Origin of the sequence: Lachnoclostridium phocaeense, from assembly GCF_959599685.1 — a bacterium.
Lineage (GTDB): Bacteria > Bacillota > Clostridia > Lachnospirales > Lachnospiraceae > Claveliimonas > Claveliimonas monacensis.
Genome location: NZ_CAUGIN010000005.1, coordinates 1 through 26,234, shown reverse-complemented (window position 1 = coordinate 26,234; position 26,234 = coordinate 1). Strand labels below are relative to the sequence as shown.

The 26,234-nt window shown below is 46.0% G+C and carries 25 protein-coding genes and 1 pseudogene; 24 read left to right on the top strand and 2 right to left on the bottom strand.

Annotated features, from left to right (window positions below; genetic code table 11):
• Positions 1 to 53: 53 nt before the first annotated feature.
• Together Q5911_RS03375 and Q5911_RS03370 are read right to left on the bottom strand one after the other, a co-directional pair.
• Positions 54 to 248 carry a hypothetical protein gene (locus Q5911_RS03375; RefSeq protein ID WP_076779350.1) on the bottom strand — a complete coding sequence of 65 codons (195 nt, stop codon included), beginning with the start codon at positions 246 to 248 and terminating at the stop codon, positions 54 to 56.
• Positions 245 to 568 carry a hypothetical protein gene (locus Q5911_RS03370; RefSeq protein WP_303180968.1) on the bottom strand — a complete coding sequence of 108 codons (324 nt, stop codon included), beginning with the start codon at positions 566 to 568 and terminating at the stop codon, positions 245 to 247. Before Q5911_RS03370 ends, Q5911_RS03375 begins: the two co-directional genes overlap by 4 nt.
• A gap of 525 nt (positions 569 to 1,093) precedes the next feature.
• Between Q5911_RS03370 and Q5911_RS03365 the strand changes: the two genes are divergently transcribed.
• The 24 genes and pseudogenes from Q5911_RS03365 (at position 1,094) to Q5911_RS03250 (ending at position 26,203) form a co-directional block, all read left to right on the top strand.
• Positions 1,094 to 1,603 carry a hypothetical protein gene (locus Q5911_RS03365; RefSeq protein ID WP_230107091.1) on the top strand — a complete coding sequence of 170 codons (510 nt, stop codon included), beginning with the start codon at positions 1,094 to 1,096 and terminating at the stop codon, positions 1,601 to 1,603.
• Between the two features lie 145 nt (positions 1,604 to 1,748).
• Positions 1,749 to 4,124 (top strand): LPXTG cell wall anchor domain-containing protein, encoded by a 2,376-nt coding sequence (locus tag Q5911_RS03360; RefSeq protein ID WP_303180966.1) that lies wholly within the window; start codon positions 1,749 to 1,751, stop codon positions 4,122 to 4,124.
• Positions 4,125 to 4,292: 168 nt separating this feature from the next.
• The gene (locus Q5911_RS03355; protein WP_303180964.1) at positions 4,293 to 6,356 is read left to right on the top strand and encodes an LPXTG cell wall anchor domain-containing protein; all 2,064 of its coding nucleotides are present in this window, start codon (positions 4,293 to 4,295) and stop codon (positions 6,354 to 6,356) included.
• A 137-nt stretch (positions 6,357 to 6,493) separates the two neighbouring features.
• On the top strand, positions 6,494 to 6,664 hold the full coding sequence (locus tag Q5911_RS03350) for a hypothetical protein (protein WP_157888449.1): 171 nt from the start codon (positions 6,494 to 6,496) through the stop codon (positions 6,662 to 6,664).
• Between the two features lie 224 nt (positions 6,665 to 6,888).
• The gene (locus Q5911_RS03345; RefSeq protein WP_303180961.1) at positions 6,889 to 8,751 is read left to right on the top strand and encodes an LPXTG cell wall anchor domain-containing protein; all 1,863 of its coding nucleotides are present in this window, start codon (positions 6,889 to 6,891) and stop codon (positions 8,749 to 8,751) included.
• A 792-nt stretch (positions 8,752 to 9,543) separates the two neighbouring features.
• Positions 9,544 to 9,912, top strand: a complete 369-nt coding sequence (locus tag Q5911_RS03340) for a sigma-70 family RNA polymerase sigma factor (RefSeq protein WP_303180958.1) — start codon at positions 9,544 to 9,546, stop codon at positions 9,910 to 9,912.
• Between the two features lie 12 nt (positions 9,913 to 9,924).
• A complete protein-coding gene (locus tag Q5911_RS15005) occupies positions 9,925 to 10,053 on the top strand; it encodes an HTH domain-containing protein (RefSeq protein ID WP_083582714.1) in 129 nt (42 codons plus the stop codon).
• A gap of 469 nt (positions 10,054 to 10,522) precedes the next feature.
• Positions 10,523 to 11,212 (top strand): ATP-binding protein, encoded by a 690-nt coding sequence (locus Q5911_RS15000; protein WP_442913471.1) that lies wholly within the window; start codon positions 10,523 to 10,525, stop codon positions 11,210 to 11,212.
• A gap of 50 nt (positions 11,213 to 11,262) precedes the next feature.
• The gene (locus tag Q5911_RS03325; protein WP_076779332.1) at positions 11,263 to 12,294 is read left to right on the top strand and encodes a hypothetical protein; all 1,032 of its coding nucleotides are present in this window, start codon (positions 11,263 to 11,265) and stop codon (positions 12,292 to 12,294) included.
• Positions 12,291 to 12,677 carry a hypothetical protein gene (locus Q5911_RS03320; RefSeq protein WP_289517584.1) on the top strand — a complete coding sequence of 129 codons (387 nt, stop codon included), beginning with the start codon at positions 12,291 to 12,293 and terminating at the stop codon, positions 12,675 to 12,677. Before Q5911_RS03325 ends, Q5911_RS03320 begins: the two co-directional genes overlap by 4 nt.
• 14 nt (positions 12,678 to 12,691) lie before the next feature.
• The gene (locus tag Q5911_RS03315; RefSeq protein WP_289517583.1) at positions 12,692 to 13,897 is read left to right on the top strand and encodes a hypothetical protein; all 1,206 of its coding nucleotides are present in this window, start codon (positions 12,692 to 12,694) and stop codon (positions 13,895 to 13,897) included.
• A 474-nt stretch (positions 13,898 to 14,371) separates the two neighbouring features.
• Positions 14,372 to 14,704: a hypothetical protein gene (locus tag Q5911_RS03310; protein WP_330391168.1), complete on the top strand. Its 333-nt coding sequence runs from the start codon at positions 14,372 to 14,374 to the stop codon at positions 14,702 to 14,704.
• A gap of 66 nt (positions 14,705 to 14,770) precedes the next feature.
• Positions 14,771 to 15,004, top strand: coding sequence for a complexin-2 (locus Q5911_RS03305; RefSeq protein WP_076779327.1), 234 nt, complete (start codon positions 14,771 to 14,773; stop codon positions 15,002 to 15,004).
• Positions 15,005 to 15,369: 365 nt separating this feature from the next.
• Positions 15,370 to 16,661: pseudogene (locus Q5911_RS14905) on the top strand (plasmid recombination protein).
• A 211-nt stretch (positions 16,662 to 16,872) separates the two neighbouring features.
• Positions 16,873 to 17,289 carry a YjdF family protein gene (locus Q5911_RS03295; protein WP_076779326.1) on the top strand — a complete coding sequence of 139 codons (417 nt, stop codon included), beginning with the start codon at positions 16,873 to 16,875 and terminating at the stop codon, positions 17,287 to 17,289.
• A 48-nt stretch (positions 17,290 to 17,337) separates the two neighbouring features.
• Positions 17,338 to 17,673 (top strand): hypothetical protein, encoded by a 336-nt coding sequence (locus Q5911_RS03290; RefSeq protein ID WP_076779324.1) that lies wholly within the window; start codon positions 17,338 to 17,340, stop codon positions 17,671 to 17,673.
• Between the two features lie 98 nt (positions 17,674 to 17,771).
• Positions 17,772 to 18,641 (top strand): KilA-N domain-containing protein, encoded by an 870-nt coding sequence (locus Q5911_RS03285; RefSeq protein WP_076779322.1) that lies wholly within the window; start codon positions 17,772 to 17,774, stop codon positions 18,639 to 18,641.
• Between the two features lie 131 nt (positions 18,642 to 18,772).
• Positions 18,773 to 19,234 (top strand): hypothetical protein, encoded by a 462-nt coding sequence (locus Q5911_RS03280; RefSeq protein ID WP_076779320.1) that lies wholly within the window; start codon positions 18,773 to 18,775, stop codon positions 19,232 to 19,234.
• Positions 19,231 to 20,070: a hypothetical protein gene (locus tag Q5911_RS03275; protein ID WP_076779318.1), complete on the top strand. Its 840-nt coding sequence runs from the start codon at positions 19,231 to 19,233 to the stop codon at positions 20,068 to 20,070. The genes Q5911_RS03280 and Q5911_RS03275 overlap by 4 nt, the downstream gene beginning before the upstream one ends.
• A 936-nt stretch (positions 20,071 to 21,006) precedes the next feature.
• Positions 21,007 to 21,789 (top strand): uridine phosphorylase, encoded by a 783-nt coding sequence (udp, locus tag Q5911_RS03270; protein WP_281725881.1) that lies wholly within the window; start codon positions 21,007 to 21,009, stop codon positions 21,787 to 21,789.
• Between the two features lie 14 nt (positions 21,790 to 21,803).
• Positions 21,804 to 22,229, top strand: a complete 426-nt coding sequence (cdd, locus tag Q5911_RS03265; RefSeq protein WP_076779316.1) for a cytidine deaminase — start codon at positions 21,804 to 21,806, stop codon at positions 22,227 to 22,229.
• A gap of 7 nt (positions 22,230 to 22,236) precedes the next feature.
• Positions 22,237 to 23,427: a phosphopentomutase gene (locus tag Q5911_RS03260; RefSeq protein ID WP_303180946.1), complete on the top strand. Its 1,191-nt coding sequence runs from the start codon at positions 22,237 to 22,239 to the stop codon at positions 23,425 to 23,427.
• A gap of 36 nt (positions 23,428 to 23,463) precedes the next feature.
• Entirely contained in the window at positions 23,464 to 24,651 is a 1,188-nt protein-coding gene (locus Q5911_RS03255) for a BMP family lipoprotein (protein ID WP_303180943.1), read from the top strand.
• Between the two features lie 25 nt (positions 24,652 to 24,676).
• Entirely contained in the window at positions 24,677 to 26,203 is a 1,527-nt protein-coding gene (locus tag Q5911_RS03250) for an ABC transporter ATP-binding protein (RefSeq protein WP_303180942.1), read from the top strand.
• Positions 26,204 to 26,234: the final 31 nt, after the last annotated feature.

Below are 26,234 nucleotides of genomic sequence, written 5' to 3'. Positions count from 1 at the left end.
CCACACGGTGCAGCCGCGGTAAACAAGGAAATATCCTGAATGAGAGAAGCTGTCTAGTAGGTGATATTGTGGACGTAAAAATAAATCAGCAGGCCACCCAGCCCAGCGCCGCTTATCAGGCTTGCCCACGTCCAGAATAAAGACAGCAGAAGCCCCAGGAAAATAAACACGCAGAACACCACGACAAAAGCGTCTCTCTGGAAGAGCATGATGAATTTGATACAGGCGATCACAACCCCTGCCATCATAACGAGAGCCCCAAGAAGAGCCAGAACAAAAACGTACACCCCGCCATCTGGAGAATTGAGATCAAGATATTAAAGCCAAGACCTATCCCCGCGATCAGGCTGCCTACTTTGATGAGGCTGTCACGGGTAGCGCTGAACGCGCCAAAGAAATAGGTTGCGATTAACCCGTTGGAGCCAATGAGCAGCATGTTTACAATAATGACCCATTCTGCGCTTATGTAGTACGATGTGGAAACTGCCAAGCTAATAATGGCGGTGAGGGCAGTGAGGAACCCACCGATGGCGCCAATGAGATGGTACGGCCTGAACCTTGCATACATACGATATATCCTCTTTCTGATCCTGCGTTCCGAAAAGGCCAGCTGAAGCTTTTTGGACATTCTGTGTCCTGGCCGGCCTTCCATCATGTGAACTTTTCGTTTTTTATCTTTTATCATAGCAGGAAGCTGGTGTTTTTAACAGGCCGCTTTAGCACCAAACTAAAAAAACACTGTGGCGCACCTGCGCCATTTTGAGAAACGAAGCTTTGAGCGGAAAATTGAGGCCATCCACCCTGTACAGAGTGTAATACCTCTTAAGTTTACAGGACGTAGCAGGCCGCCTGTCATGATCGGCAATCCCTTTTGCACAATCAAGGTGTTTTGGAATTTTCACACAAAAAATAGATTGGCGCAGGTGCGCCATGCGTTTTTTGATAAATTGGCGCGAAAGCAGCCTGCACAGATCCTTAAAAAACGATACAGTAAAACCATAAAAGGACAAAAAAAGAGTTTGGATCGCCTTTGGCGTTACAGGCCGAGCAGCAAAGCGATTCATGAGACCAGGACAGAAGAAAGGAGGCACGAATGAAAAAAAGAGGGGCAGCGGCACTTCTGGCAGCCATCTGTTTGCTGGCGGGGTGTGCAGCATCAGATCCTGCGCTTCCGGCAGAGACTCCGACCCCGACAGAGACTTCGTCCCCGGCATACCAAGGGGACTCCCTTTTTGCTTACTGCACCGAAAAGCAGCGGGAGCTTTTGGAGCTGCCCCATGAGGAACTGCCGGTGGAACTGATCTTTCACCATTGGACAGAGACGGCGGCGGACTACGAGACAAGGGACGAAACGGTGATCGCCGGGGTCTTGCAGGCACTGCGGGATGTGTCGGTGGAATCCGAGTCACCCATCGTCTCTACAGATACCCGGGGGCTTACATTTGTGACGGCGCAAGGGGATACCTACAGTTTCTGGTTTGATAAACGCCGGTTCGAAGGGGTGGATGGCAGGTGCTATGTCCTTTCCGAAGATGAAAAGCTTTGGGAACTGGCGTGGGGGATTCGGACAACAGACCCAGAATATCAGGATCTAATGAGATAAGCGGTATTTCCCCATGATTTCCGCGAAAAATGTGGATTGGCGCAGGTGCGCCACATAATTTTTGGGAAATTGGCGCTAAAGCGACCTGCACAAATCCCGAAAAAGGCGCTACAGTAAGTTTTGTTTGACAAGGAGGAGAAACCAAATGCAAGCAAAAAGGAAACTGACGGTGCTGCTGCTTTCCCTGTGTATGCTGCTGGGGATGCTGCCAATGACCGCTTTTGCGGCGGGTGTACCGGCTGCGCCAACAAATCTGAAGCTGGAAGTGACAGCGGACGGCTTAAAGGTCAGCTGGGATAAGCCGGCATCCACCGGCGGGCTGGATATCTTTGAGTATGAAGTGACCCTTTACGGACACTTTGACGGCATTGCCGGAGGAAAGACAAAGGTAGAGACAAAGACGGTTCAGCGGGAGACCACCTGCACCTTTACAAACACAGGAAATGCAGAAGGCGTTATCAATCCTAACTACGAGGTAGAGGTAAAAGCGAGAGAGGGCGTCTCCGGCACCGGCGATCCGGACAATCTGGGGAACTACCAGGTGACGGACTGGACCGATTGGAGCAACGCGAGTACAGTGTCGTTAGATTGGAATGAAGTTACCTTCAATACGACCATCAATAATTATTATACGGGAGTGGTCGATGTGGGGCTGCCTGACAGCGAGAATAAGCTGTACAAGGAAGGCATAACGGCCACAGGGAATCCGGATGTCACATATCCTGATGGTACCACGAGTGATTCTGAGGAACGGGCAGTAACGGAACTGCTCTATCAGTATTTCGAGGAGAATAAGCAAACAGTTCCTGATCTGGAGAATGTCACCGTGAATGATCTGACGGTCGAAGCGGTGCTTGACGGATTTGAGTCATCGCAAGAAGGTGATGGTAATAGCTGGACGCCAACGATCAATGCGACGGTAAATAGGTATTACACGCTCAGACTGGTATACAATCCGGAAACGGAAATCGTACAGCCGGATACAAGGGAGATCGTGAATGCCGTCAATCTGGTGAACGTCAGCTGGAATGTGGGAATGGGATTGACGCCTGCATTCACAGCGACGGTGGACGAGGCGGATCAGGACAAATACGAGGTTTATCTGGAGCAGTGGATCGGCAGCGACGGCAAGAGTATCACCAGCGAGGAGTCTTTCAACAGCGAGATATCGGAAGATGAGAAAATCACGACTTTTGAAGAGGGCGTGACTTACTACTACTCCGTATGGGTGAAGGCGAAGGAGGGATACGCCATCTCTGAGGAGGCATCCGTCTATCTGGACGGTCGTCCCGCCGATAATGGTTATACCCTGGCGAATAATGATGAGCCAAAGAGACCGGACGGCAGCTTTTTAAGCGGCACCTTCAATAGCCTTTTTGTGATGGAGTGTGTCTTTGACCCGCTTAAGGTCAATGGCATAGAAGTGACTTCGGCAAACAAGGACGATATTCTGGGCGATGCCGACGGTTTGGGCGCTACGGTGTCCTATGACCCGGATACCAACACCCTGACGTTGAATAACGCAACGCTGACGGTGAGCGAAGACTTTGCCGCCATACATGCGCTTATTCCGGACCTTACCATTGTGCTGAAAGGCGAAAACCAGATTAACGGCAGCGGCAGCACCGAAAACGGGATTTATTCCAACGGGGACCTGACCATTACGGGGAGCGGAAGACTGCAGATAAGAGGCACCGGTTTCGGGCTTTACGGCAACAGTGCCATTACGCTTACCGGCGGCGCAGACGTGGATATTATCGTTGACTTTTCCAGCGACGGGGCGCCTCAGCCGTATTCGGCGGTACGTGCCCTCGGCGGACTGACGGTGGACGGCGCGACGCTGAATGCGAAGAACAATGCAACTCAGGATGCCAGTTTCGGCACTCCGGGCATTAATACTGACCTTACGGCGATTAACGGAGCGAAGGTGAATATTTCTTCCGTAAACGATCACGGCATCTGCGGTGATGTCATCGTCAGCGGAGCCGGAACCGTAGTAAATGCCTCTTCTGCAAGCGGCGAGCACTATGGTATCTTTGCTGGCCAGGAAGATATCTTTGGTGAATTGGGCGGCGATCAGAAGGGGATCTTCACCATCTCCGACGGAGCGGTTGTCACTGCCAGCGGCGGAAAGGGCGCCATGCGCTGGAAACCTGACTTATCTGGCTACACCGATCCTGTTGTAGCGGCCGGTGATTCTGCTGCGGCTGAGAAAATTATTGGCGATCCTGCCGGCACAGAGTATCAGAACGAAAAATATGTGCAGGTTCGTTCCTCTTTGGAGCCGGTTGAACCCACTGAGCCAACGGATCCTACTGACCCGACCACTCCTACCGACCCGACTGAGCCAACCGATCCAGCCAAGCCCGAACAGCAGGGCAAGCCTTCTGGGCAAACAGAAAGCCCACAGACCGGGGACAGCAGCGATATGGCGCTGTGGATTGGCCTGATGCTGGCTTCCTGCGGCGGCGTGCTGGGAATGCTGTTCTACAGGCGGAAAAAGGCGGCGGCCGGGAAATAAGGCTGAGAGATAAAACAAAACCGGCAAAAGCGCCTGCGGGCGGGCTTCGTGCAAAAACCACAGCCCGCCCCGGCGCAGCCGGTATCTTTTTCAAGAAGGGATATCCCTTCTATCCTTTGGTATGCACCAAAGGATAAGTGACTCTGTTTGACAAGGAGGAAAAATACAATGCAAGCAAAAAAGAAACTGACGGCGCTGCTGCTTTCCCTGTGTATGCTGCTGGGGATGCTACCAATGACCGCTTTTGCGGCGGGTGTACCGGCTGCTCCGGGAGATTTAAAGCGGGAGTGGACAAACAGCGGTTTGAAAGTCAGCTGGAGCCAGCCGGAACCCATCGGAGAGCTGGAGATCTTTGAGTATGAAGTGTCCCTTTTCGTCGATGAGAATCTAAAGGAGAAAGAAACGGTTCGCCAGGCTACTGACTATACCTTTAAAACGTTTGGGGATTTAACAGAACTCACAACCTTTCGCGTGGAGGTGAAAGCGCGGGAGGCTATTTCCGGCACCGGCGATCGGGGCAATCCGGCGAGCTTTGATGTGACGGAATGGACTGAGTGGAGCAGCGCGAGCAAAGAGACATTCGTTGAAGACGAGTCAATTAAAGTCAACACGGAGATCATTAAGCATTATACGGGAGTTGTAGATGTGGCTTTGCCCGGCAGCGACCAGAAGCTATATAAGGAGGGCATAGAAGCTGCAGATGATGCTGATATAGAAGCCATAATGGATCTGCTCTATGCCTATTTCGAGGAGAATAAGGCAACGGTTCCTGAGCTGGCGGATGTCGCAAAAGCAGACCTGACGACGGAAATGGTTTTGACCAGGATCGAATCGTCGAGAACAGTAGGGTCTATAAACACTGAGGGTGAGGGAAGACCTGTGGTAGTGGTACATGAGGTGGTGGATAAATATTACGATCTCAGGCTGGTATACAAAGAGCAACACGAGCATGTCTGGGCGGAAGACTGGACCAGCGACGGCACACATCACTGGAAAGCCTGCACGGCAGAGGGCTGCGCCGAAAAAGACCAGTACGAAGTGCATCAGATAGCAAACGGGGTTTGTACGGTGTGCAAGGCTGAAGTAGAAACATCCGGGGTACAGACGTATGCGGTAAAGGTGAACGGCATCACCGTCACCAGCGCCAACGCCAGCGACATTCTGGGTGATGCCGACGGTGACGGCGCCACGGCGTACTATGATCCGGCGGCCAACACCTTGACACTGGATAACGCCCAGCTGACATCCAGCGGCTTCGGCGCTGTATGGGCGCAGGAAGAGAACTTTACCCTTGTGCTGAAAGGTGAGAATCAGATTACCGGAGAAGGGGACTTCCCTCACTCCGCGGTTTATTCCCACGGGGCTATGACGGTCAAAGGAAACGGAAGCCTGACCACCAGCGGCACCTATTTCGGCCTGTTTGGCAACAATACCATTACCATTGAAGACGGGGCGTCTGTAGATCTTACCGTTGACTTTTCCAGCGACGAGCAGGATCAGCCATATGCCGCAGTCAGAGCAATCGGCGGACTGACGGTGGACGGCGCGACGCTGAATGCGAAGAACAATGCAACTCAGGATGCCAGTTTCGGCACTCCGGGCATTAATACTGACCTTACGGCGATTAACGGAGCGAAGGTGAATATTTCTTCCGTAAACGATCACGGCATCTGCGGTGATGTCATCGTCAGCGGAGCCGGAACCGTAGTAAATGCCTCTTCTGCAAGCGGCGAGCACTATGGTATCTTTGCTGGCCAGGAAGATATCTTTGGTGAATTGGGCGGCGATCAGAAGGGGATCTTCACCATCTCCGACGGAGCGGTTGTCACTGCCAGCGGCGGAAAGGGCGCCATGCGCTGGAAACCTGACTTATCTGGCTACACCGATCCTGTTGTAGCGGCCGGTGATTCTGCTGCGGCTGAGAAAATTATTGGCGATCCTGCCGGCACAGAGTATCAGAACGAAAAATATGTGCAGGTTCGTTCCTCTTTGGAGCCGGTTGAACCCACTGAGCCAACGGATCCTACTGACCCGACCACTCCTACCGACCCGACTGAGCCAACCGATCCAGCCAAGCCCGAACAGCAGGGCAAGCCTTCTGGGCAAACAGAAAGCCCACAGACCGGGGACAGCAGCGATATGGCGCTGTGGATTGGCCTGATGCTGGCTTCCTGCGGCGGCGTGCTGGGAATGCTGTTCTACAGGCGGAAAAAGGCGGCGGCCGGGAAATAAGGCTGAGAGATAAAACAAAACCGGCAAAAGCGCCTGCGGGCGGGCTTCGTGCAAAAACCACAGCCCGCCCCGGCGCAGCCGGTATCTTTTTCAAGAAGGGATATCCCTTCTATCCTTTGGTATGCACCAAAGGATAAGTGACTCTGTTTGACAAGAAGGTATTCACCGGCTGGTACAGGGATAAAGCCTGCACCGCCGGCCCGGTAACAGGGCTTAAAATCCTTGAAGAGCTGAAAGAGCGCCCTGTCAGGGAAGCGCCCTATGCGCCGATGGATCTCTACGCCAAATGGGAGACGCAGGAAAGCTGAAAACGCAGAAGGGATATCCCTCCTTTATGCTTTGGTGAATACCAAAGCATAAAGAACTTTAACTGCGGCAAAGAAGGTTATTCGTTCCGCCCTGGCTGCCTGAACCGACGCACCGGGGAACGGATGGCATAGAACACCGAGAAAAAGGGGGGGTGACACACCAAAAAGAATGATCAAACCCGTGTATTCACATAAATGTTATCTTGAAAGGAGAAAAATCAATCATGAAACTAAAGCGCAAACTTCTTGCAGGACTGCTGACGCTTTGTATGGCTGTTGGAATGGCTGTGCCGGCGTTTGCGGCGAACGGCCCCTCGTCCGGGGACTACAGTTTTGCATACCTCAGGCTCGGTAATTCGGAGGATGGGTATCAGACGCTCTTTGCCAACAGCGGCCAGATTGACGATGTATCAGGTGCTGTTTATGATAAGGCGAGCAACACCGTTACTCTGACCAACTACAACAACCCGACCAATATCCTTGTCGCCAACGAGATGGGCGATGATCTGAAGCTTCATCTGGTGGGAGACAACCATATCTCCGAACTGGTTGTATACGGCTTCGGCTGGGGCGGCAATCTGGAAATTACCGGAGACGGCTCCCTGACCATCAATGAAAACAAAACATCTCAGACTGCGGCGATCCGCTTTATGGCTGAGGGAACACAGGGTCTGCTCAAGGTCGGCTCAAACGCTTCTGTGACAGCGTATAAGAGCGCAGGTGAAAACACTTATTCTGCGGCCTTTGTATCTACTACCTCCTCAACCCTTCCCTTCCAAGGCAATCTGGAAGCAGCCCTTACCATGACCCCTGACTCCGGCGTGGAAGGCGAATATGCAGTGGGTGCAACTGTTATTTATGAAGATGAAGAAAGTTATGCTAACAGAACATGGCAGCTTGCCACAAAGGACAATGACGGCAAACTCTACGGCATTTACTTCTTCGAGGCTAATGAGTATTCAGAGGGTCAAACTGATGTGTTTGAGCTTGTAAAGGTTGACGGACTTGCCAGTGGAAATGAATATCTCGCGGTAGCTGTCAGCAAAACCGCCGGCGTAGCATGGCCCGAGGGCTATACTAAGGACCCCGAGGGAAAAACCGTTGACGCAAAAATTTCAAATACAATGAACATGACCTTACTTCAAAAAGACGGCGAAACCTTCTATTGGGGTCCGGATAAGATTGAATATCCTCCTGAAGGCGGAGTAGGAACATCTTGGTATTCCGTTTACAAGGGACTTACCGACAAGATGGAGATTGTGGATCATTGGGGCGATAAAAAAGAAGCTGTAATTGCAGCTCCTGTTGAGGGTATGAGAAATCTTACCACGGATCATAAGGCAATCCCCGAGGGCTACAGCCAGGTTATGAAAAAAACAGGTACATTCGATTACTTCTGCACCAACGATGTAATCAAGTCAGTGCCCGTTAAAGACCCGGTAGAGCCGACTCCGACGCCCGGTGATGAAGGAAAAATTAAGGATCTGACCAATTCCGATACCGGGGTTTCCATCTCCCTGACCAACGGCGTACCCGAGGGTGCTAAACTTTATGCCGACACTATGGCAACAGATAGCGTTTTGGAAAGCAAACCCGGATTAAAAGAGGAGCTTCCCGGCTTACTTACTGTTTACCAAATCACCGTTAAAGATGCCGACGGCAAGACCGTTGAGGTTAAGAATAACCCCATGACGGTTAAAATCCCGATGACTAATCAGCTTAAGGGCTACAAATACTATCAGGCGGTATATCTGGGAGACCCGCTGGAACGCTTTGATGCAGTGGTGGACGGTGACTTCCTGGTATTTGAGACTACCCATCTGAGCCAGTATGCTATCCTTGGCTCCAACACACCGTTTGAAACCAGCGAAAAGCCCACCGACCCCACTACTCCTACAGACCCTACAGACCCGACTGACCCAGCCAAGCCCGAACAGCCTGGCAAGCCTTCTGAGAAAACAGAAAGCCCCCAGACCGGCGATAACAGCAATATGTTCCTGTTGGTCGCTCTGCTGTTTGCCAGCGGTGGTGTTCTGACCGTGTTGGGTGTTACAGACAAGAGAAAAAAGAAAGGGATCACTAAATAACATTGACAAACCCGAAATAGCATTATGATAAGCGGGCAGTGACCGAAAGACTGTCACTGCCCGTTTTCAAAAAACTCGATGTGAATATATGCTGGAAGTGAACATTTCTCGCTTTCGCAAAAAGCAGTCACGCAAACTGATTGAAAATTGAAAGGTTAAAGATAAAGGTCGGTGACGGTAAATATGTCTCCTGAAAAAAGAATAGACAACCGGAGTCACTCTCCAGCATGATTTTAAGACGCTCAGCAAGAAATTACTTGCTGAGCGTTTTTCTTTACTCTCTCGACAAAATGCCGTTCCTTTCAGCGCGAAAACAGGCAGTTCGCCAAAAAATTTACTTAAAGGCATTAGAAATCCGAAAATGCCGTCGTTCTTATTTTATAGAAAACCATCTTGAACAGGAGGTGAACCCGATGTACCTTGCGTCGTTGCTTGAAAACATAAAATATGGGATTTTGCCGTAAGAAACGGCGTTTCCGCCGTCCTTCGGCGACAAGGTAGGAAATGAGAAATAACACAGGAAAGATACAGGTGTTGAAATAGCAAAGACTGTCTTTGCGCAGACACACAGACACCTATATTTTTTTGACCTTCCCGGTCGACAGAATTCAAAACAATATCCGAGAAGCGCCAATAAAAGCACCGAAAAAACGGGAATTTTACTTGGCTTGACTTTTTGCGGCCTTTACGCCTTAAAACAGCGGCAATCCGGCAGCTCTGTCGGCTGCCGCAGCCCTCCGTATCAATCGTTTTTGAAACCAACCAAAAACGATTGAACGGAGGCACATAACCTTGAAAAACCAACCCAAAGCGGTTTATATCATAGAAAACGGCGGGTACACGGAATTGACCTATGAGGAATTCTGTCGCCGTGAGCAAATCTGCCCGTTATATGCGGACAAGCTGTTCCTGCCTCTCTACGGCAGGCTTATGGAGGTATCCAAAGAGGATTACGCAGAATTCTACCGAGCAAAGCGTCGACAGAAATATCTGGACGAACGCTCTGCGGACAACGGCGACTTCTCTTACGATATGCTGACCACCGATGAATTCAGCGGCGAGGACATCCTCATCGCCGAGCAGCCGGATGTATGCGACGCCGTAGTGGAAAGCATTATGACGGACAAGCTCAGGAAAGCCATCCTCAAGCTGACCGATTAGGAACAGCTCCTCATCTACCGCCATTATTACGCCGATATTTCAGGCACCGACCTTGCCGAAATTTACGGCGTATCACAACAGGCAATCAGCAAGCGGATCGCAAAAATCAGAGCAAAGCTCAAAAATCTTTTAGAAAATTAAAAAACTTGGTTGTAGCCCCCTCAACTTTTCGGCATGGAAAGTGAGGGGGCTTTCTCTATAGCCTCCGCCCGTTCTTTGAAAACCGAATAGTACAGCGCATCCTTTACCTTCCTTCTGCCGTCGGCGAAGCCGATAAGCCACACGACCTTTTGAGTCGGACGGTGCGGCGCATCCGCACCGAAGGCCATGAAAAGCAGAAGCAATAATGATACTTGCGTCCAGTCACAGGCCGAGCGTTGAAGCGGTATGAACAAAATGCCGTGAGCCGTCGCAGCCAATGAGGGCGCCTCGCAGAGATCCTGGGAGTGGTGGGATTCCAATGAGGTCAAATGCATGACCGGAGGATGTGTTCCCTTGTTCGGGGCGTCGTGGACAAATACGGACAGAACCAAGAACGATTGATACAAAACACAAGGCGGTCGTTTGCCCAAAAGCACTCGGCCGCCTTTTACTTAAACGGAGGCTAACTATGAAAGAGATTAAACGAGGCGAAATCTATTCCGCCGACTTCGGCGTAGGCTTCGGCAGTGAGCAAGGCGGCGTTCGTCCGGTTTTGATTTTGCAGAATAATACTGGCAACAAGCACAGCCCCACCACCATCGTGGCGGCGATCACAGGCAGAAGTGAAGTTCATATAGATATATTTGATGATCGGCTTGTAGTATATTCTCCGGGTGGAATGCCGGACGGTACGAAAATCCAGGAACGGAATATTGATACTGTTCCATCCACAAGGCGTAATCCGGTATTGGCAGATATATTTAGCCGACTGGGATATATGGAAAGACAGGGCAGTGGGTTGAATAAAATAAGAAATGCTTATCGGAGTGCAGAGAACTACACACCAGATAAGGAGCCGGTGTTCTATTCTGACCGGGTGGAGTTTACTGTTACATTGAAAAATCTGAATTTTTCAGCCTCAGAAAATGAAGCTAAAAGTGAGGCAAAAAATGAAGCTGAAAATTACAGACTGACAGAATTAGAAGAAAGGCTGTGTAACCTGCTTTTAGAGTATCCTGAACTGACGCAGTCGGAGATTAGAGAAAGATTGGATTTATCAAGAAGTAAGGTCCAAAGAATGATGAGGAAATTAACAGAAGATGGTATAATTATACGAGAAGGATCACGGAGAAAAGGATATTGGACGATCCATCTTTAAAGCTGATTGCTTTATAATAACGAAAGTTAAAGTTGTAGGAGGAGATCAGTATGGCCTATACTGTTAAATCTTCTGAACGTTTGCGACCATCGGCAGCGGACACGGAAACTAAAGCACTACTATATCTTATGAATTTCAGGGACGATAGCGATGAAATATTCTTCTTTGTTGTGGACTTTTTTAATGATCTGACTGGAATGAATAAGATGGGTGATAAACTATGGGATTTGCAATCTAAGGGAGATAAACAGCCATCACCGTATATTATAGGAACGGAGTTAGTGACTTTATATAAAAATTTTGTAAGCGAATTTGAGTTTGCATATTACATAATTTTTTTGGGTGGCGTTAGTAGTTCGTTAAGAATAGATGATACACTTACACGCTTTGGAATTGATAATATAAAATCAACAGCAAAACCAAAACTAATAAATGGACTCAGAGATGAATGTAAGAAAAAGACATATATAGACGATAATGATATAGATGATACGAAGATTGATCAATTTCTCAAAAAGGTTTATTTTGTTATTGATGATCAGAGCAAAAGCGAATATGTAAAGAAGATTATAAAACTGAATCCAACCATTATTCCATCAGAAGATACATTAGTCGCTATTTTTAATGAAATTCGAGATGCTCAGTCGGGAAAGAAAAATGCAAGTGTTGTTGAGGGAGTGACATTAGTTGCACCTGATGAGGCATTAAATTATGGTAGGCACCTAACTACTACAGAAATCCGGTTATTGGTTTTGAATCGAATTTTAAACCAGGACGTTATAGGCGCTAAAGTGCCTCATTCTTTTATAGATATTTATGTTCAATTTCCAGAGGAAAAAAGAAAAAACTTATTGGAAGACTGCCAGCTAGATTTATCAAGGGCGCTTTTTAATACAAACTGCCAAGAAGATTTTTGGAAATTATTTGAAAATATATATCAAACGATTTTAGAAAATCCTACGGATAAAGTTGAAGAACTGTATAGGAAATTAGATAAGCTAATCATTGGGCGTTGCTTAGATTTTGATGTACTATCACTTAAATATTTTGTTTCAGTTATAAAGGATGGTATTAGTCTATGATTATAAGAGCTGTATACATTGGGAATTCTGAAGAAGCATATATAAATAAGGAATTTAAAGAAGGCTTGAACATTATTTCTAGTGATGACAATAATAAAGGAAAAACTATAGTTATTCAGGCAATTATGTATTGCTTGGGAAACATTCCAGCTTTCCCGTCAGCTTTTGATTATGAAAATTATTATTTCATTCTCTACATAGAACAAGATGATAAGCTAATTAAAATCTGTAGAAAGAATAAGAATTTTGTCATAAGAAAAGATGAAGAGTATACTGTCTTCGATAATACTGCTGAGTTTAAACGGTATTGGAATAAAAACATACAGAAATTACCTATTATAAAAAAGAAAATATTTATAAAATTGTTGATCCTGAGCTGTTAGTACAAATATTTTTTGTGGGACAAGATAAAAAAGTAACATATGATATCGTAAATAAAGGATTTTATAAAAAAGAAGATTTTTATAAATTAATTTATTCGATGGCAGGTATTAATGGGGATGCAGCACCTATAGAAGATATAGAAAAGGCAAAGAAAAAAATAAAAGAACTTAAAAATGAAAGAGATATTTTATTGAAGGAAAATAAAATTTTAAAAAAGAATTTAGCACTTGAGTTTTTAAGCTCTACAAATGATAGGGCTGCATTGGAGGGAATGCTAAAGGAAGTTGAAAGAATTAAGAATAAGCTGGTCAATTTGAAAAAAGAAAGAAGTAATGCAGTTTCACGAAGAACAAAAAATGAAATAGCATTGAAAGAGTTACGCTCTTTAAACAGAACAATGAAGACGGGACAAATTTCATGTATGGATTGTGGATCGACACATATAGCATATGAGAGTGCTGACTCAGAATTTTCATTTGATATTTCAACTTCAAAAATGCGTACTCAAATATTGAATTCCGTACAAGAAAAAATAGATATTTATAATGAAGAAATTACACGATTAACTAATGAAATTTCATTATGCCAAAAAGAATTGGACGCTTGTATGGAAACCGAAGATATTCCAATCGAGGCTTTATTAGTAATTAGACAGGAAATGGAAGGCGCAAGAAATGCAGATGATCGCATAAAAGAGATTGACACGGAAGTACAAGAACTTTCAGGACAGTTAGAAATGAAAAGTGCTATATCAGAAGATATAGAGAAAAAGATAAAAAATCTTTTAAATGGTATAATAAATACTATGAATGGATTTTATTCCAAAGTTGATTCGGCAGGTACAGAACCATATGCTGATATTTTTACAACGAGAGATAAAATTTATTCTGGAAGTGAAGCAACAGAATTTCATTTGGCGAGAATGTATGCATTTGGAAAAATTTTAAAACATGATTATCCCATAATTGTGGATTCTTTTAGAGCAGAAGATTTATCAACGGAACGAGAAAACAAGGTACTTAATGAATTTAAAGAATTAGATAATCAGATTATTTTTACTACAACACTAAAGGCTGAAGAAGGAGAAAAATATGCTTTTGATAGTTCTTTGAACAACATTAGCTTTAGCGGTCATGTGACTAATAAAATGCTGTCAAATGCTTATGTTGATGAATTTAGGAAAGTGGCTGAGGAGATGTTAATAACAATCAATAGTTAATATTAAAAGGAATTGTGGAACTATTATGGTACTAAAACCTGTGGGTACTCAAAATACCCCTAAAAAACAGTATAATATGGATACGAGAATTGCAAAAAATCCGTCAGAAATACCACAATCGCACAATGACTTTGGGGAGTTTGAATAAAACGAAACACCGTAAAAAACCAGTGTTTATGCAGGTTTGCGGCGCTTCAAGAGGCCTTTTGATAACAATTTGATAACAGCCATACAGGAGCCATTATTCTTGTAATCCAGTGGTTTTATGATTGGAGAATGGTTAACAAGCGGCTTTGCAACAAATAAATCTATATTATAAAGCCCTTAGCTGTGGGTACGAAACTCATAGCTAAGGGCTTTTGTCGTCTTTATGCTGCTTGCTCAAAAATATGTTTCTGCATGTTCAAGTAATATTTCAAATCGTCAGCGGTTTTCTTTTTGAAATATTTTTGCCGGCTTATAGACTGCGTACTAATGTTATTAGCTTCCGCTAAAAGCTCCCTTGCACCAGAGGGAAAATCAATCGATTTCCGATTGGACAAAGAGAACGGATTTGAATGGATCGGGGAATATGACATCAGTGCAGATAATCTGCTGAGTGGCAATAACCGTGAACAGAAGATAAAAGAGGCGAAAGAGTTCCTGCTTGAGATATTGACGGATGGGGCAGTTGAACAGAATGACATCCTTAAAGAGTCAGAAAGCCGTGGCGTTAAATGGAAAACGCTTTGGAATGCGAAGAAGGCTCTAGGTGTTCAGTCGATAAAATCCGGCGGACACTGGTCGTGGGTATTGCCGGAACAATAAATCAACATGGCAAGATTACCATTTCTTTAGGAACAGGTAATGTTGCCACCTTGAAAGGAGGTTTGGATGAAACAGGTACAGATACTACAGGAATTGTTTGTGCTGCTGATCCACTATCATCTGATGGAGGGCGACAGCAATGTGGATGAGATAAGGATAGGATTGGAGAAGAAATTAGATGCGATGGTATTGCATGAACTGTATGAAAAATCTAAGACTGCATCGACAGAGGCTGAAAGGGAAAAATTCAGGAAGGAATATCTGGATAGGAAGGGAATACCTGACAGCTTTCGCTGGTAATGGTTTCTTTGATGATATGAGACAGGAGCGTGTCACGCTCCTGTGATATCAGACAAGGCAGAAGGAGGAGGTATATGATTATTCAACTGGAACGTGCATCACGGAATGTAAACCTTAATTTTTATGAGATAGAAACGAGACAGATTGCTATGCTCAATGAAATCTTTGGGGATGTAGATCTGACAAAAAGAGAAATGCGGACGTTGGTATGGCTTGCAGGATGGGAGGAAAGTACAGTGGCAAATATGGTATCCGCAATACGAAAAGCGATTGCGGCGAAAGTAACAAAGCCTTGCGCTGTATTCGGCGCTGATTACTGCCCGAAAAGGGAGAGAAGAAAATTATTGAAGAGAACAATCAGTTTTATGACAGGGAAAGGTTCTGTCAACCATAACAGCAGGAAATCCCATGCGAAAAATACAGATCCAGAGAGAAGTTATCTGAATGTGGAATACTGCAACGAAAATATCCGAGATGCCTATCACGATTTATTTGATGAAGCGTTAGCCCGTTATAATGAAAAACAGACAAGGAATGACCGTCGGATTGACGATTATTACGAAAAAATCCGCTCTGGAAAACAAGAAAGGCCATTCCATGAAGTTATCCTGCAGATCGGGGATAAGGATACAATGGGAGCGGAAACAGAAGAAGGACAGCTTGCGGCAAAGATACTGGACGAATATATGCAGGATTTCCAGAGAAGAAATCCCACATTAAGAGTGTTCTCGGCTCATCTACACATGGACGAGGCAACGCCACATTTGCACATAGATTTCGTGCTTTATATTACAGGAAGCAAACGGGGCTTGATACAAGGGTGTCTCTAAAACAGGCGTTGACAGCCCTTGGTTTTAAAGGCGGTACGAGAAGGGAAGCGGAATTAAATCAATGGGTATCGGCTGAAAAGCAGCAACTTGCCGCAATTATGCTGGAACATCGGATTGAGTGGGAACAGAAAGGCACACATGAAAAGCATTTGTCCTTGTTGGATTTTGAAAAGCAGGAGAGGGCAAAGGAGGTGGCTGCGCTCGAAAAACAAAAAACTGAGTTGGAGGTGCATAACGCTACTATGCAGGAAGTCAATGAAAAATGGCTTGACCAGTTGGAGAATATTGAGCATGATATATTTTCGGCGCAGGAAAACCGGGAAGAAGCCGATAAGCAGGCAGAACAGGCAAAGAGAAAGGCGTTACAATATGAGAAAAAGTTGACGGAAATTGCGCCTATGGTAAAAGATATGGAGCGGTTCGCAGAGAAATATTCTGCCAATCCAGAGGAAGTGCTTCCAGAGGCGGGAACGCTGGAAACGGGGAAATCCTACCGAGAAAAGAAAGTAAAGCCGCTGATTAAGAAGATCGTGGCGGTGTTGCGGTCTGTTTATCGGGCTTATCTGGATCTTTCCAGAAGATTCAGTGATATGCAGAAATCTTATGAGAGGGCGTGGAGTAAAGTTAATTCTCTTACTGCACGTGTAGAAGAACTCTGGAATGAAAACAGAAATCTGAGGGAACGTCTTGGAGATTTTGGCAGGGTAGAACGGGCATTAGGACGAGATACAGTTGAAACGATTATTCAGAAGGAGAAAAGACTGGAAGAAGTGCAGAGAATGCAAAAGCAGAGGCAGAAAAGGAAGATAGACAGAGGGGAAAGATGAAGAAACATTTAGATTGCTTTCAGGGTTCGGTTCTTGTGGATAATAAGTCGATTATGTGGTAAAATCAAAGAGCAAAGATAAAAACGCAACGTAAGAGATAATCTCTTATAGAGCCGGTAGGTAGCCCGGCCGCACCGTCTGGTGTAAGTAACCCTCCCTCCTTAGGGTCGTCCCTTCTTTGTTCATCACAATCATTTAAGGAGGAATTGTCATGGACAAAGTATCAGGCAGATTGACAGTATTTTATGAAAATCCATTCTGGGCAGGCGTTTTTGAATGTATATCGGATGGAAAGCTCTCTGTATGCAAGGTTACGTTTGGTGCGGAACCTAAAGACTATGAGGTGTATGATTTTGTCTTGAAAAATTACTATCAGCTAAGATTTAGTCCGGCTGTGGCAACTGATGTAAAGGAGACTGGGCGTAACCCAAAACGGATACAGCGAGAAGTACGAAAACAGGTACAGAATACTGGAATAGGTACAAAATCGCAACAGGCTTTGAAATTGCAGCAGGAGCAGTTGAAAACTGAGCGCAAGACTGTGAGCCGGGAACAACGGGAGGCAGAGAAACAGCGGCAGTTTGAACTGAAACAGCAGAAAAGGAAAGAGAAGCATAGGGGCAGGTGATCTGCTCCTATGTTTCTAAAAAATATTTGTGATACGAGGTGATTTTGCATGGAAAATTATTTACCGTACATAGTATCAGTAGTTTGTGCTTTGATTTCTGGATTTACAAGCTATGCAGTTGCGAGAAGACAGAGTAAAGAAGATATTATGAAACTCGAAAAAAGTTATGAGTTGGATTTGGAAAATGAAAAAGAAATGCATAAATTGGAAATTGATAAATTAGAGTTGGAGCATAAACATCAATTGGAATTACAACAAAAACAATTTGAAAATCAATTGGGCAGTGATATGATGAATACACTTATTTCAGAGGCAATGAAGATGCCAGAGGTTAAAAAACAAATTTCTCAAGGCATGAATATTACGGGTAATAAGAAACGATAGTTTTTAGTGTAAAAAGACAGATAAATACTAATAGAATGAAATAGGCTTTTTCAGTTTTTATTAAGAAAAATGCTGGTAAAAGGGAGAAAAAAGATTCTATGAGGAATATGAAAATAGACGCTAATGGAACAGAAATCAGAGTAATGGGAGATGTTGCTAATGAGGATGCTTATATTTCGCTGACTGATATTGCAAAATATAAAAATCCAGATAATGCATTTATCGTGGTGGCGAACTGGATGCGTAACCATTCTACGATTTCATTTTTGGGCTTGTGGGAACAAATTCACAATCCCAATTTTAAACCTATCGAATTCGATAGGTTAAAAGCGGAGTCGGGAGATAATGCGTTTACGCTGACGCCGCAGCAATGGATAAAAGCAACGGACGCAATCGGTATCGTATCAAAATCAGGACGGTATGGCGGAACTTATGCTCATACAGATATTGCATTTGAGTTTGCTTCGTGGATTTCTCCAGAATTTAAACTTTATATTATCAAGGATTATCAGCGATTGAAGAAAGACGAAGCAAACAGATTAGCGATTGGATGGGATGCAAAGAGAGAACTATCAAAAATAAATTATCGTATTCATACAGATGCGGTAAAGGAATTTCTGATAACACCAACATTGTCTCCGCAGGAGATGGCATATACATATGCTTCAGAAGCAGATATTTTAAATATGGCTTTGTTTGGGAAAACGGCGGCGCAATGGAGAAACGAAAAAGGAATAAGCGGAAAAATACCGAATATCAGAGATTTCGCTTCGGCGGAAGAATTGGTTGTGCTTATTAATCTGGAAGATACTAATGCTGATCTGATAAGACAGGAAGTGCCTAAAATCGAAAGACTGAAAATATTAAGGGAAAAAGCCTATAGACAGCTTGAAATTCTTAAAAAGAATCAGAAAACGATTGAAGCATTGAAGCAAAATTTAATTGAAGATTCAGGAAAGAATAATTAAGAAATGGAAATTTCAGATGCTAAAGGGATTAGTTTAAATACTTATAAATCCTTGTCTTGATGGTTGGGTTAAAATAAGTACGACAGAACTAAATTGTATTGAGAGAAAGTTAAAAATAGGAGGCGCAGGACTTGTCAACAGAAAATTTTACAATAACCATTCAGGGAGATAGCGAAGGATATGTAACCTTTGAATGTCCCTATTGCGACTCGGAATTTAAGTTGCAAGCTGGAGAATATCAGAATGACGATGAACCTTTTGAAGAACTGTTTTGCCCATACTGCGGTCTGGCAAAAGAGAAAAATGAATTTCTGTCATCAGATGTAATTGAGCAGGCACAAGTGATAGCTTATAACCATATGGTAGAGGAATTAAATAAGTCATTCAAGAAAATGCAGAGGTCGGTTAATCGCTCAAAAGGTTTGATAAAAATGGATTTTAAGCCATTGAAAAAGGTTGCAACAAAAGAATTGAAGGATAAGGACACCACGGAAACAGAGTTTACTTGTTCATGTTGCGGTCGCAGAGTTAAGGTGCTTTATTGTGCCGGAGAGGCAAAGATATTTTGTCCGTATTGTGGGGTGGATATATGAACAGATTAGAATTAAGAAAACTGAGTTTAGAATTTCGCAGGTTATCAAGTAATCTGCTCAATAGCACTGATGACACAGCAGATATAAATCTTTCTCGTTTCCTCAAATTCATAGATGGAAATGAGTTAATATCAGGATTCATTAAAGATAAAATCTCAGGTGTCGATTATGATTTTAAGAAATGCTACGATATAGGTTGTTCAGGATGGGCGGGTTTTAATCCGCCTGAAGATGAAGCGTGTCATATTAAGGCACAGTATGATTATCTTTTGTTCATAAACAATGAGGATAAGGTAAATGTGCGTGGACAGGCAATGCGATATTGTTGGTCGAGTAAAAAAGTAAATGATAATATTCAAAGTTTCCTTGATATGGCGTTTAAACCCCTTATAGATTTTATAAATGACTACCTTTCGATGGAAATGATTATTTGTGACGAGGAGGAAAAGACCATGAGTGGAAATACATATATTCAAAATATTGAAACTGTTAATGGCTTGGCAAGCCAACAGAATAGTGGAGTGATAAATACTTACAACACTACAAATGATATAAGTTCTATGATTACTTTGATTGACAAATTGCTTGCATCACTGCCTGAGATACAGGGAGTTGACTCAGAAGAAATCGAGAATGTGAAAGATGATTTGGAAATGATTCAAGAGCAGTTGAAAAGCGATGCTCCGAAAAAGAATCGTATAGGAAAGGCTCTTGTAGGAATCAAAAAGTTTGTAGGCGATTTCTCCATGAAGCTTGCAGTAACGCTTGCCGCTGGAGCAGTCACGGGAACAGATTGGAATATGTTACTGCAACAGGTTGAAAATTTTATTAAATAAAAAAGTTTGAGAAATACATTTATGATTTAGCACGAAACATATAGCTATTATCCGCAGTTACAGAGCAAGTGTTATCAACACCGATAATAAAATGATAACATTAGCTCGTATAGGCAGGATAATATGGATATATCAAATAATTAAAAGATTTACATATTCGGATTTGAATAGGGGGATATTTGACTCTATTTTGGCTCTAAAAATTTGGACTGATACAAACACGAAAGCATTTTTTGAAGAATATGGATAATAAATCCATTAAAAATCAAAGAAAAGAAGTCAGTTCAAGTCATCCGCCGAGGAGTTTGAATTGGTTGCAGGTTGAGGAAAATAACGGTTTTACGCCGTTTGCAGGTGTTTTTCTGAACAGCTGATGTTAATTTGATGTTATAATACGCAGAAAGAAAGAAAATCAGCGAGTCAGAATAAATGATGTAATTGAAGTAAAAAATGGCGTGTATCTACACGAAGCTTAAACAAATACAGTTAAGAACAACGAAGAACACGCCGAATTCGAATAGTTTCAACTGAGCTGTAAAACCCCATTTCACCGGGCTTTACAGCTCTTTTCCATTTTCATTGCACTACATATCACCTCATCCCCGCCCAATCCCCCTCCCCCACCGAGCAGAAAGAAACAAAACTTGTGATCTTTCGGCTCTTTTTTTGTGTGCTTCCTCCTGTTTTTGTAAAACATATAATCAAAGACCTCGTGCCTTCTGACAGAGAAATGGGAAAAATACACAAAAAGTACATGTAAAAATTGTGTAAAATCCCATAAATCAACAAAAAGGGACTGGAGTCCTTTTTGGAATAAAAAAATGCGGTTAAGATGCAGATAGAAAGACAAATGCAAGGACAATTTGCCTGGCTGGAGCGGAGAATGAGAAAGATGGCTGTCCGTGTGACAGGCAGCAGGGAAAGTGAGGTATGGTTATGAATTATTCAGAAGACGCAAGCAAGCAGTATCATATTCAAGTGGGTGAAGGAGATGTGGGACGTTATGTGATCCTGCCGGGGGACCCGAAGCGGTGCGCCAAGATCGCAAAATACTTTGATGATCCGGTCCTGGTGGCGGATAACAGGGAGTATGTGACCTACACCGGTTATCTGGACGGTGTGAAGGTGAGCGTCACATCCACCGGAATAGGAGGACCTTCCGCATCCATTGCTATGGAGGAACTGGTGATGTCTGGGGCGGATACTTTCATCCGGATCGGAACCTGCGGCGGCATGCAGCTGGAGGTGAAAAGCGGCGACGTGGTGATCGCAAACGGAGCCATCCGCATGGAGGGAACGAGCCGGGAATACGCGCCCATCGAGTTCCCGGCAGTGGCAGATATCGGTGTGGTCAATGCGCTGATGGAGTCAGCCGAAGACATGGGAGCGCCTTATCATGTGGGCGTGGTGCAGTGTAAAGACTCCTTCTACGGACAGCACTCTCCGGAGAGGATGCCCGTCAGCTATGAGCTGCTGAACAAGTGGGAGGCATGGAAACGGCTGGGATGCCTGGCATCTGAGATGGAATCCGCTGCCCTCTTTGTGGTGGCCAGCCACTTGCGAGTGCGGGCAGGATCCTGCTTCCTCGTTGTGGCCAACCAGGAGCGGGAAAAAGAAGGACTGGAAAATCCGGTGGTACACGATACAGACATGGCAATTCGGGTGGCGGTTGGAGCCCTCCGGAAGCTGATCGATAGAGACAAGAAGGCAGGCAGATAAAAGGAGGAAATACAATGACGGAGACAAAGATCCAGGAACTGATCGAGACGGCTGCCGCACAGCTTGCCTTCTCTTACACCCCCTATTCTCACTTCAAAGTCGGAGCGGCCCTGCTCGCAAAAAACGGCCGGGTCTATACGGGGTGCAACATTGAGAACGCGGCGTATACGCCCACCAACTGCGCTGAGCGGACAGCTATCTTCAAGGCTGTCAGCGAAGGTGTACGGGAATTTGAAGCAATCTGCATTGTAGGCGGACCGGAGGGCAGAATTGTGGATTATACACCTCCCTGCGGCGTGTGCAGACAGGTGATGATGGAATTCTGCCAGCCGGAGGAGTTTCAGATCATTCTGGCAAAGGGAAAAGACGATTATCGGATTTACAAGTTGAAAGATCTGATGCCCCAGGGATTTGGCCCGGGCAATCTGGAAGAAAGGTAGGCAGAATATGAAACAGGCAAAAAGGGTATTTGTAATAGTGATAGATTCCCTGGGGATCGGCGCTATGCCGGACGGGGAAAAGTTCGGAGACGTAGGGGTCAATACGCTGGGACACATTTCCGAATCTGTGGATACGTTCCGGATCCCTGCGCTCCAGAAGCTGGGCATAGCCAATCTGACCCATCTGCGCCAGGTGCCGGCGCTGGAGGAGCCGCTTGGATACCAGGCAGCCCTCAGAGAGAGGAGCAACGGCAAGGATACCATGACCGGGCACTGGGAGATCATGGGCGTGGAAACAAAAAAGCCATTTAAGACCTTCACGGAACACGGATTTCCAAAGGAACTGATCGAGGAGCTGGAAAAGAGGACCGGACATAAGGTCATTGGAAATAAGAGCGCCAGCGGGACAGAGATCATTGAGGAGCTGGGGGAGGAAGAGATTTCCACCGGACATATGATCGTCTACACGTCGGCGGACTCGGTTCTCCAGATTTGCGGAAATGAGGAGACCTTTGACCTGCAGGAGCTGTACCGCTGCTGTGAGATCGCAAGGGAGCTGACAATGAAGGAGGAGTGGAGAGTCGGAAGAGTCATTGCAAGGCCCTATGTGGGAAAGAAGCGAGGGGAGTTTGAGCGGACCAGCAACCGCCACGACTACGCCCTGAAGCCGCCGGTGAGGACAGCGCTGAATGTCCTTAAGGACAGTGGGCTGGATGTGATCTCTGTGGGAAAGATCAAGGATATTTTCGACGGGGAAGGGATCACGGAAGCGTATAAATCCCAGTCTTCTGTACACGGGATGGAGCAGACCATCGAGCTTGCGGATAAAGATTTCCGAGGGCTTTGCTTTGTCAATCTGGTGGATTTTGATGCAAAGTGGGGACACAGAAGAAATCCGGAAGGCTATGCAGAAGAACTGGAGAAGTTTGATGAGAAGCTTGCGGTTTTCATGGAAAAGTTAAGAGAAGACGATCTTCTGATCATTACGGCGGACCACGGGAATGACCCGACTTACACGGGCACCGACCACACCAGGGAGAAAGTGCCGTTCCTTGCGTACTCCAGATCCATGGAGGGAAATGGAATGCTGCCGGAGCAGGACACTTTTGCGGTGATCGGTGCAACGATCTTGGACAATTTTGGACTGTCCATGCCGGAGGAGACGATCGGAACATCCCTGCTTTCCTGTTTGAAATAAACAGGATCCTGTAAGAGAAAAGGAGGAAAAGAAGACATGAAAAGAGTGAAAAAGCTTGCCGCTTTACTTCTGGCAGCCTGCATGGCAGTCTCTCTGATCGGCTGTGGGCCGTCGGGAGCGGGCGAGAGTACCAGTGATTCCGACTACCGCGTGGCAATGATCACGGACAGCGGGGACATCACGGATCAGTCCTTTAACCAGACAACCTACGAAGCATGTAATGCATACTGTACGGAAAACAACATTGACTTCACATACAAAAAGCCGGACGGGGACACAGACTATGCCCGGATCGCCATGATCGACGTGGCTGTGGCGGAAGGCTATAACATCATCGTTATGCCGGGCTACATTTTCGCCCCGGCCCTTGTGGAAGTCACTTACAAGTATCCGGATGTCAAGTTTATCGCGCTGGATATGACAGCCGGGGACATCATCGCGGCGGCGGTCGGGAACAAGTACTATGAGAACCCAGATGCCTACGAGGCAGCAGACTACTACAACGTGGACAATACATACTGCGCCGTGTATCAGGAAGAGATCCCTGGTTATATGGCGGGGTACGCGGCAGTGAAGCTTGGCTACAGAAAACTGGGATTCCTGGGAGGCCAGGCAGTGCCGGCGGTCATGCGCTACGGATTCGGCTATGTGCAGGGGATCAACGATGCCGCAGAGGAGCTGGGCGTTGTGGACCAGATCCAGGTCGAATACGCGTACGGCGGGCAGTTCTACGGGTCTACAGAGGTGACTGCGGCGATGGATACGTGGTACAGCCAGGGAACAGAGATCGTCTTTGCCTGCGGCGGCGGTATCTTTACATCGGCAGCGGAGGCGGCTGCGAAAGTGGACGGAAAGATGATCGGTGTGGACAGCGACCAGTCTCCCATCATTGACGCATATGGAGAAGGCATGACCGTGACGTCAGCCATGAAAGGCCTGGGGGCCACTGTAAGGGCGATGCTGGATTCCATCATTGTGACAGGCACATGGAGCGAACATGTAGGAAAGATTGAAAACCTGGGGCTGGTGTCGGGAACGGACATGGATGTCAATTACGTGGGTCTTCCGGAGGATACGACGCAGTGGAACGAGAGCTTTACAGTGGACGATTACCATGAGCTGGTGCAGAAGATCTTTGACGGGGAGATCACCATCGACAATTCTACGGAACAGATGCCGGAAGTATCTGTCCAGGTAAACGAAAGACAAGGATCGATCATGTAAGAGATACCGGAAGGAGGAAACGAAAATGGGAGAATATGCGGTGGAAATGCTGCACATAACCAAGAAATTTCCCGGGATTGTGGCCAACGATGACATTACGCTCCAGCTGAAAAAGGGTGAGATCCATGCGCTCCTTGGAGAAAATGGAGCGGGAAAATCCACACTGATGAGCGTTTTGTTTGGGCTGTACCAGGCGGAGGAAGGAGAAATCCGCAAAGACGGGAAAAAAGTAGAGATTAAAAATCCCAATGATGCCAATGCACTGGGCATAGGAATGGTGCACCAGCACTTCAAGCTGGTGGAATGCTTTTCCGTACTGGACAATATCATACTGGGGGCGGAGCCGGTCCAGGGGGGATTCCTGAAAAAAGATGAAGCCAGAAAAAAGGTGATGGAACTGTCAAACCGCTATCACCTGCAGATCGACCCGGACGCCAAGGTGGAGAACATCACAGTGGGCATGCAGCAGAGAACGGAAATTTTAAAAATGCTGTACCGGGACAACGAGATCCTGATTTTTGACGAGCCCACGGCCGTGCTGACCGTGCAGGAGATCGAGGAGCTGATGCAGATCATGAAGGGACTTGCAAAAGAAGGGAAGAGCATCCTCTTTATTTCCCATAAGCTCAACGAGATCATGGAAGTGTCCGACCGCTGCACAGTCTTAAGGAAAGGAAAATACGTGGGCACGGTGGAGACAAAAGATACCACGCCGGAGAAACTTTCCGCCATGATGGTAGGGAGAAATGTTTCCTTTAAGGTGGAGAAAAAGCCAGCCCAGCCGGGAGAGGTGGTGCTGGATGTAAAGAACCTGACCATTGCGGGACAGAACAAAAAGGACGCGGTGCAGGATGTCAGTTTCCAGGTGCGCAGAGGCGAGATCGTCTGTGTCACGGGGATCGACGGCAATGGGCAGACGGAGCTGGTCTACGGACTTTCAGGGCTGGAACCGGCAAAGAGCGGAAGCATCCATATGAATGGGAAGGATATCACGAAAGCTTCGATCCGGGAGCGCTCCACATCCGGCATGAGCCACATTCCGGAGGACCGCCACAAGCACGGACTGATCCTTGATTATACCCTGGAAGACAACATGGTCCTTCAGAAATATTTTGAGCCGCAGTTTACAAGCCGGTTTGGGTTGTTAAAGAGAAAAGAGATCAGAGAATATGCAGACCGCCTGATCGAAAAGTACGATGTCCGCTCCGGACAGGGGGCAGCCACGATGGTGCGGTCCATGTCCGGAGGCAACCAGCAGAAGGCTATTATCGCAAGGGAGATCGATAAAGATCCTGATCTTCTGATCGCGGTGCAGCCGACGCGGGGCGTTGACATCGGAGCCATTGAATTCATCCATAAGCAGCTCATCCAGCAGCGGGATGCGGGCAAGGCAGTCCTCCTGGTCAGCCTGGAGCTGGACGAAGTTATGGATGTGCCGGATCGGATCCTGGTGATGTACGAAGGAAGAGTGGTCGGGGAATTCAAGCCGGATGAAGTGACAGTGGAAGAACTTGGTCTTTATATGACCGGCGCCAATGCTCATGTACGGTAAGGAAGCAAGCAACCGAAAACAAGAGATAGAC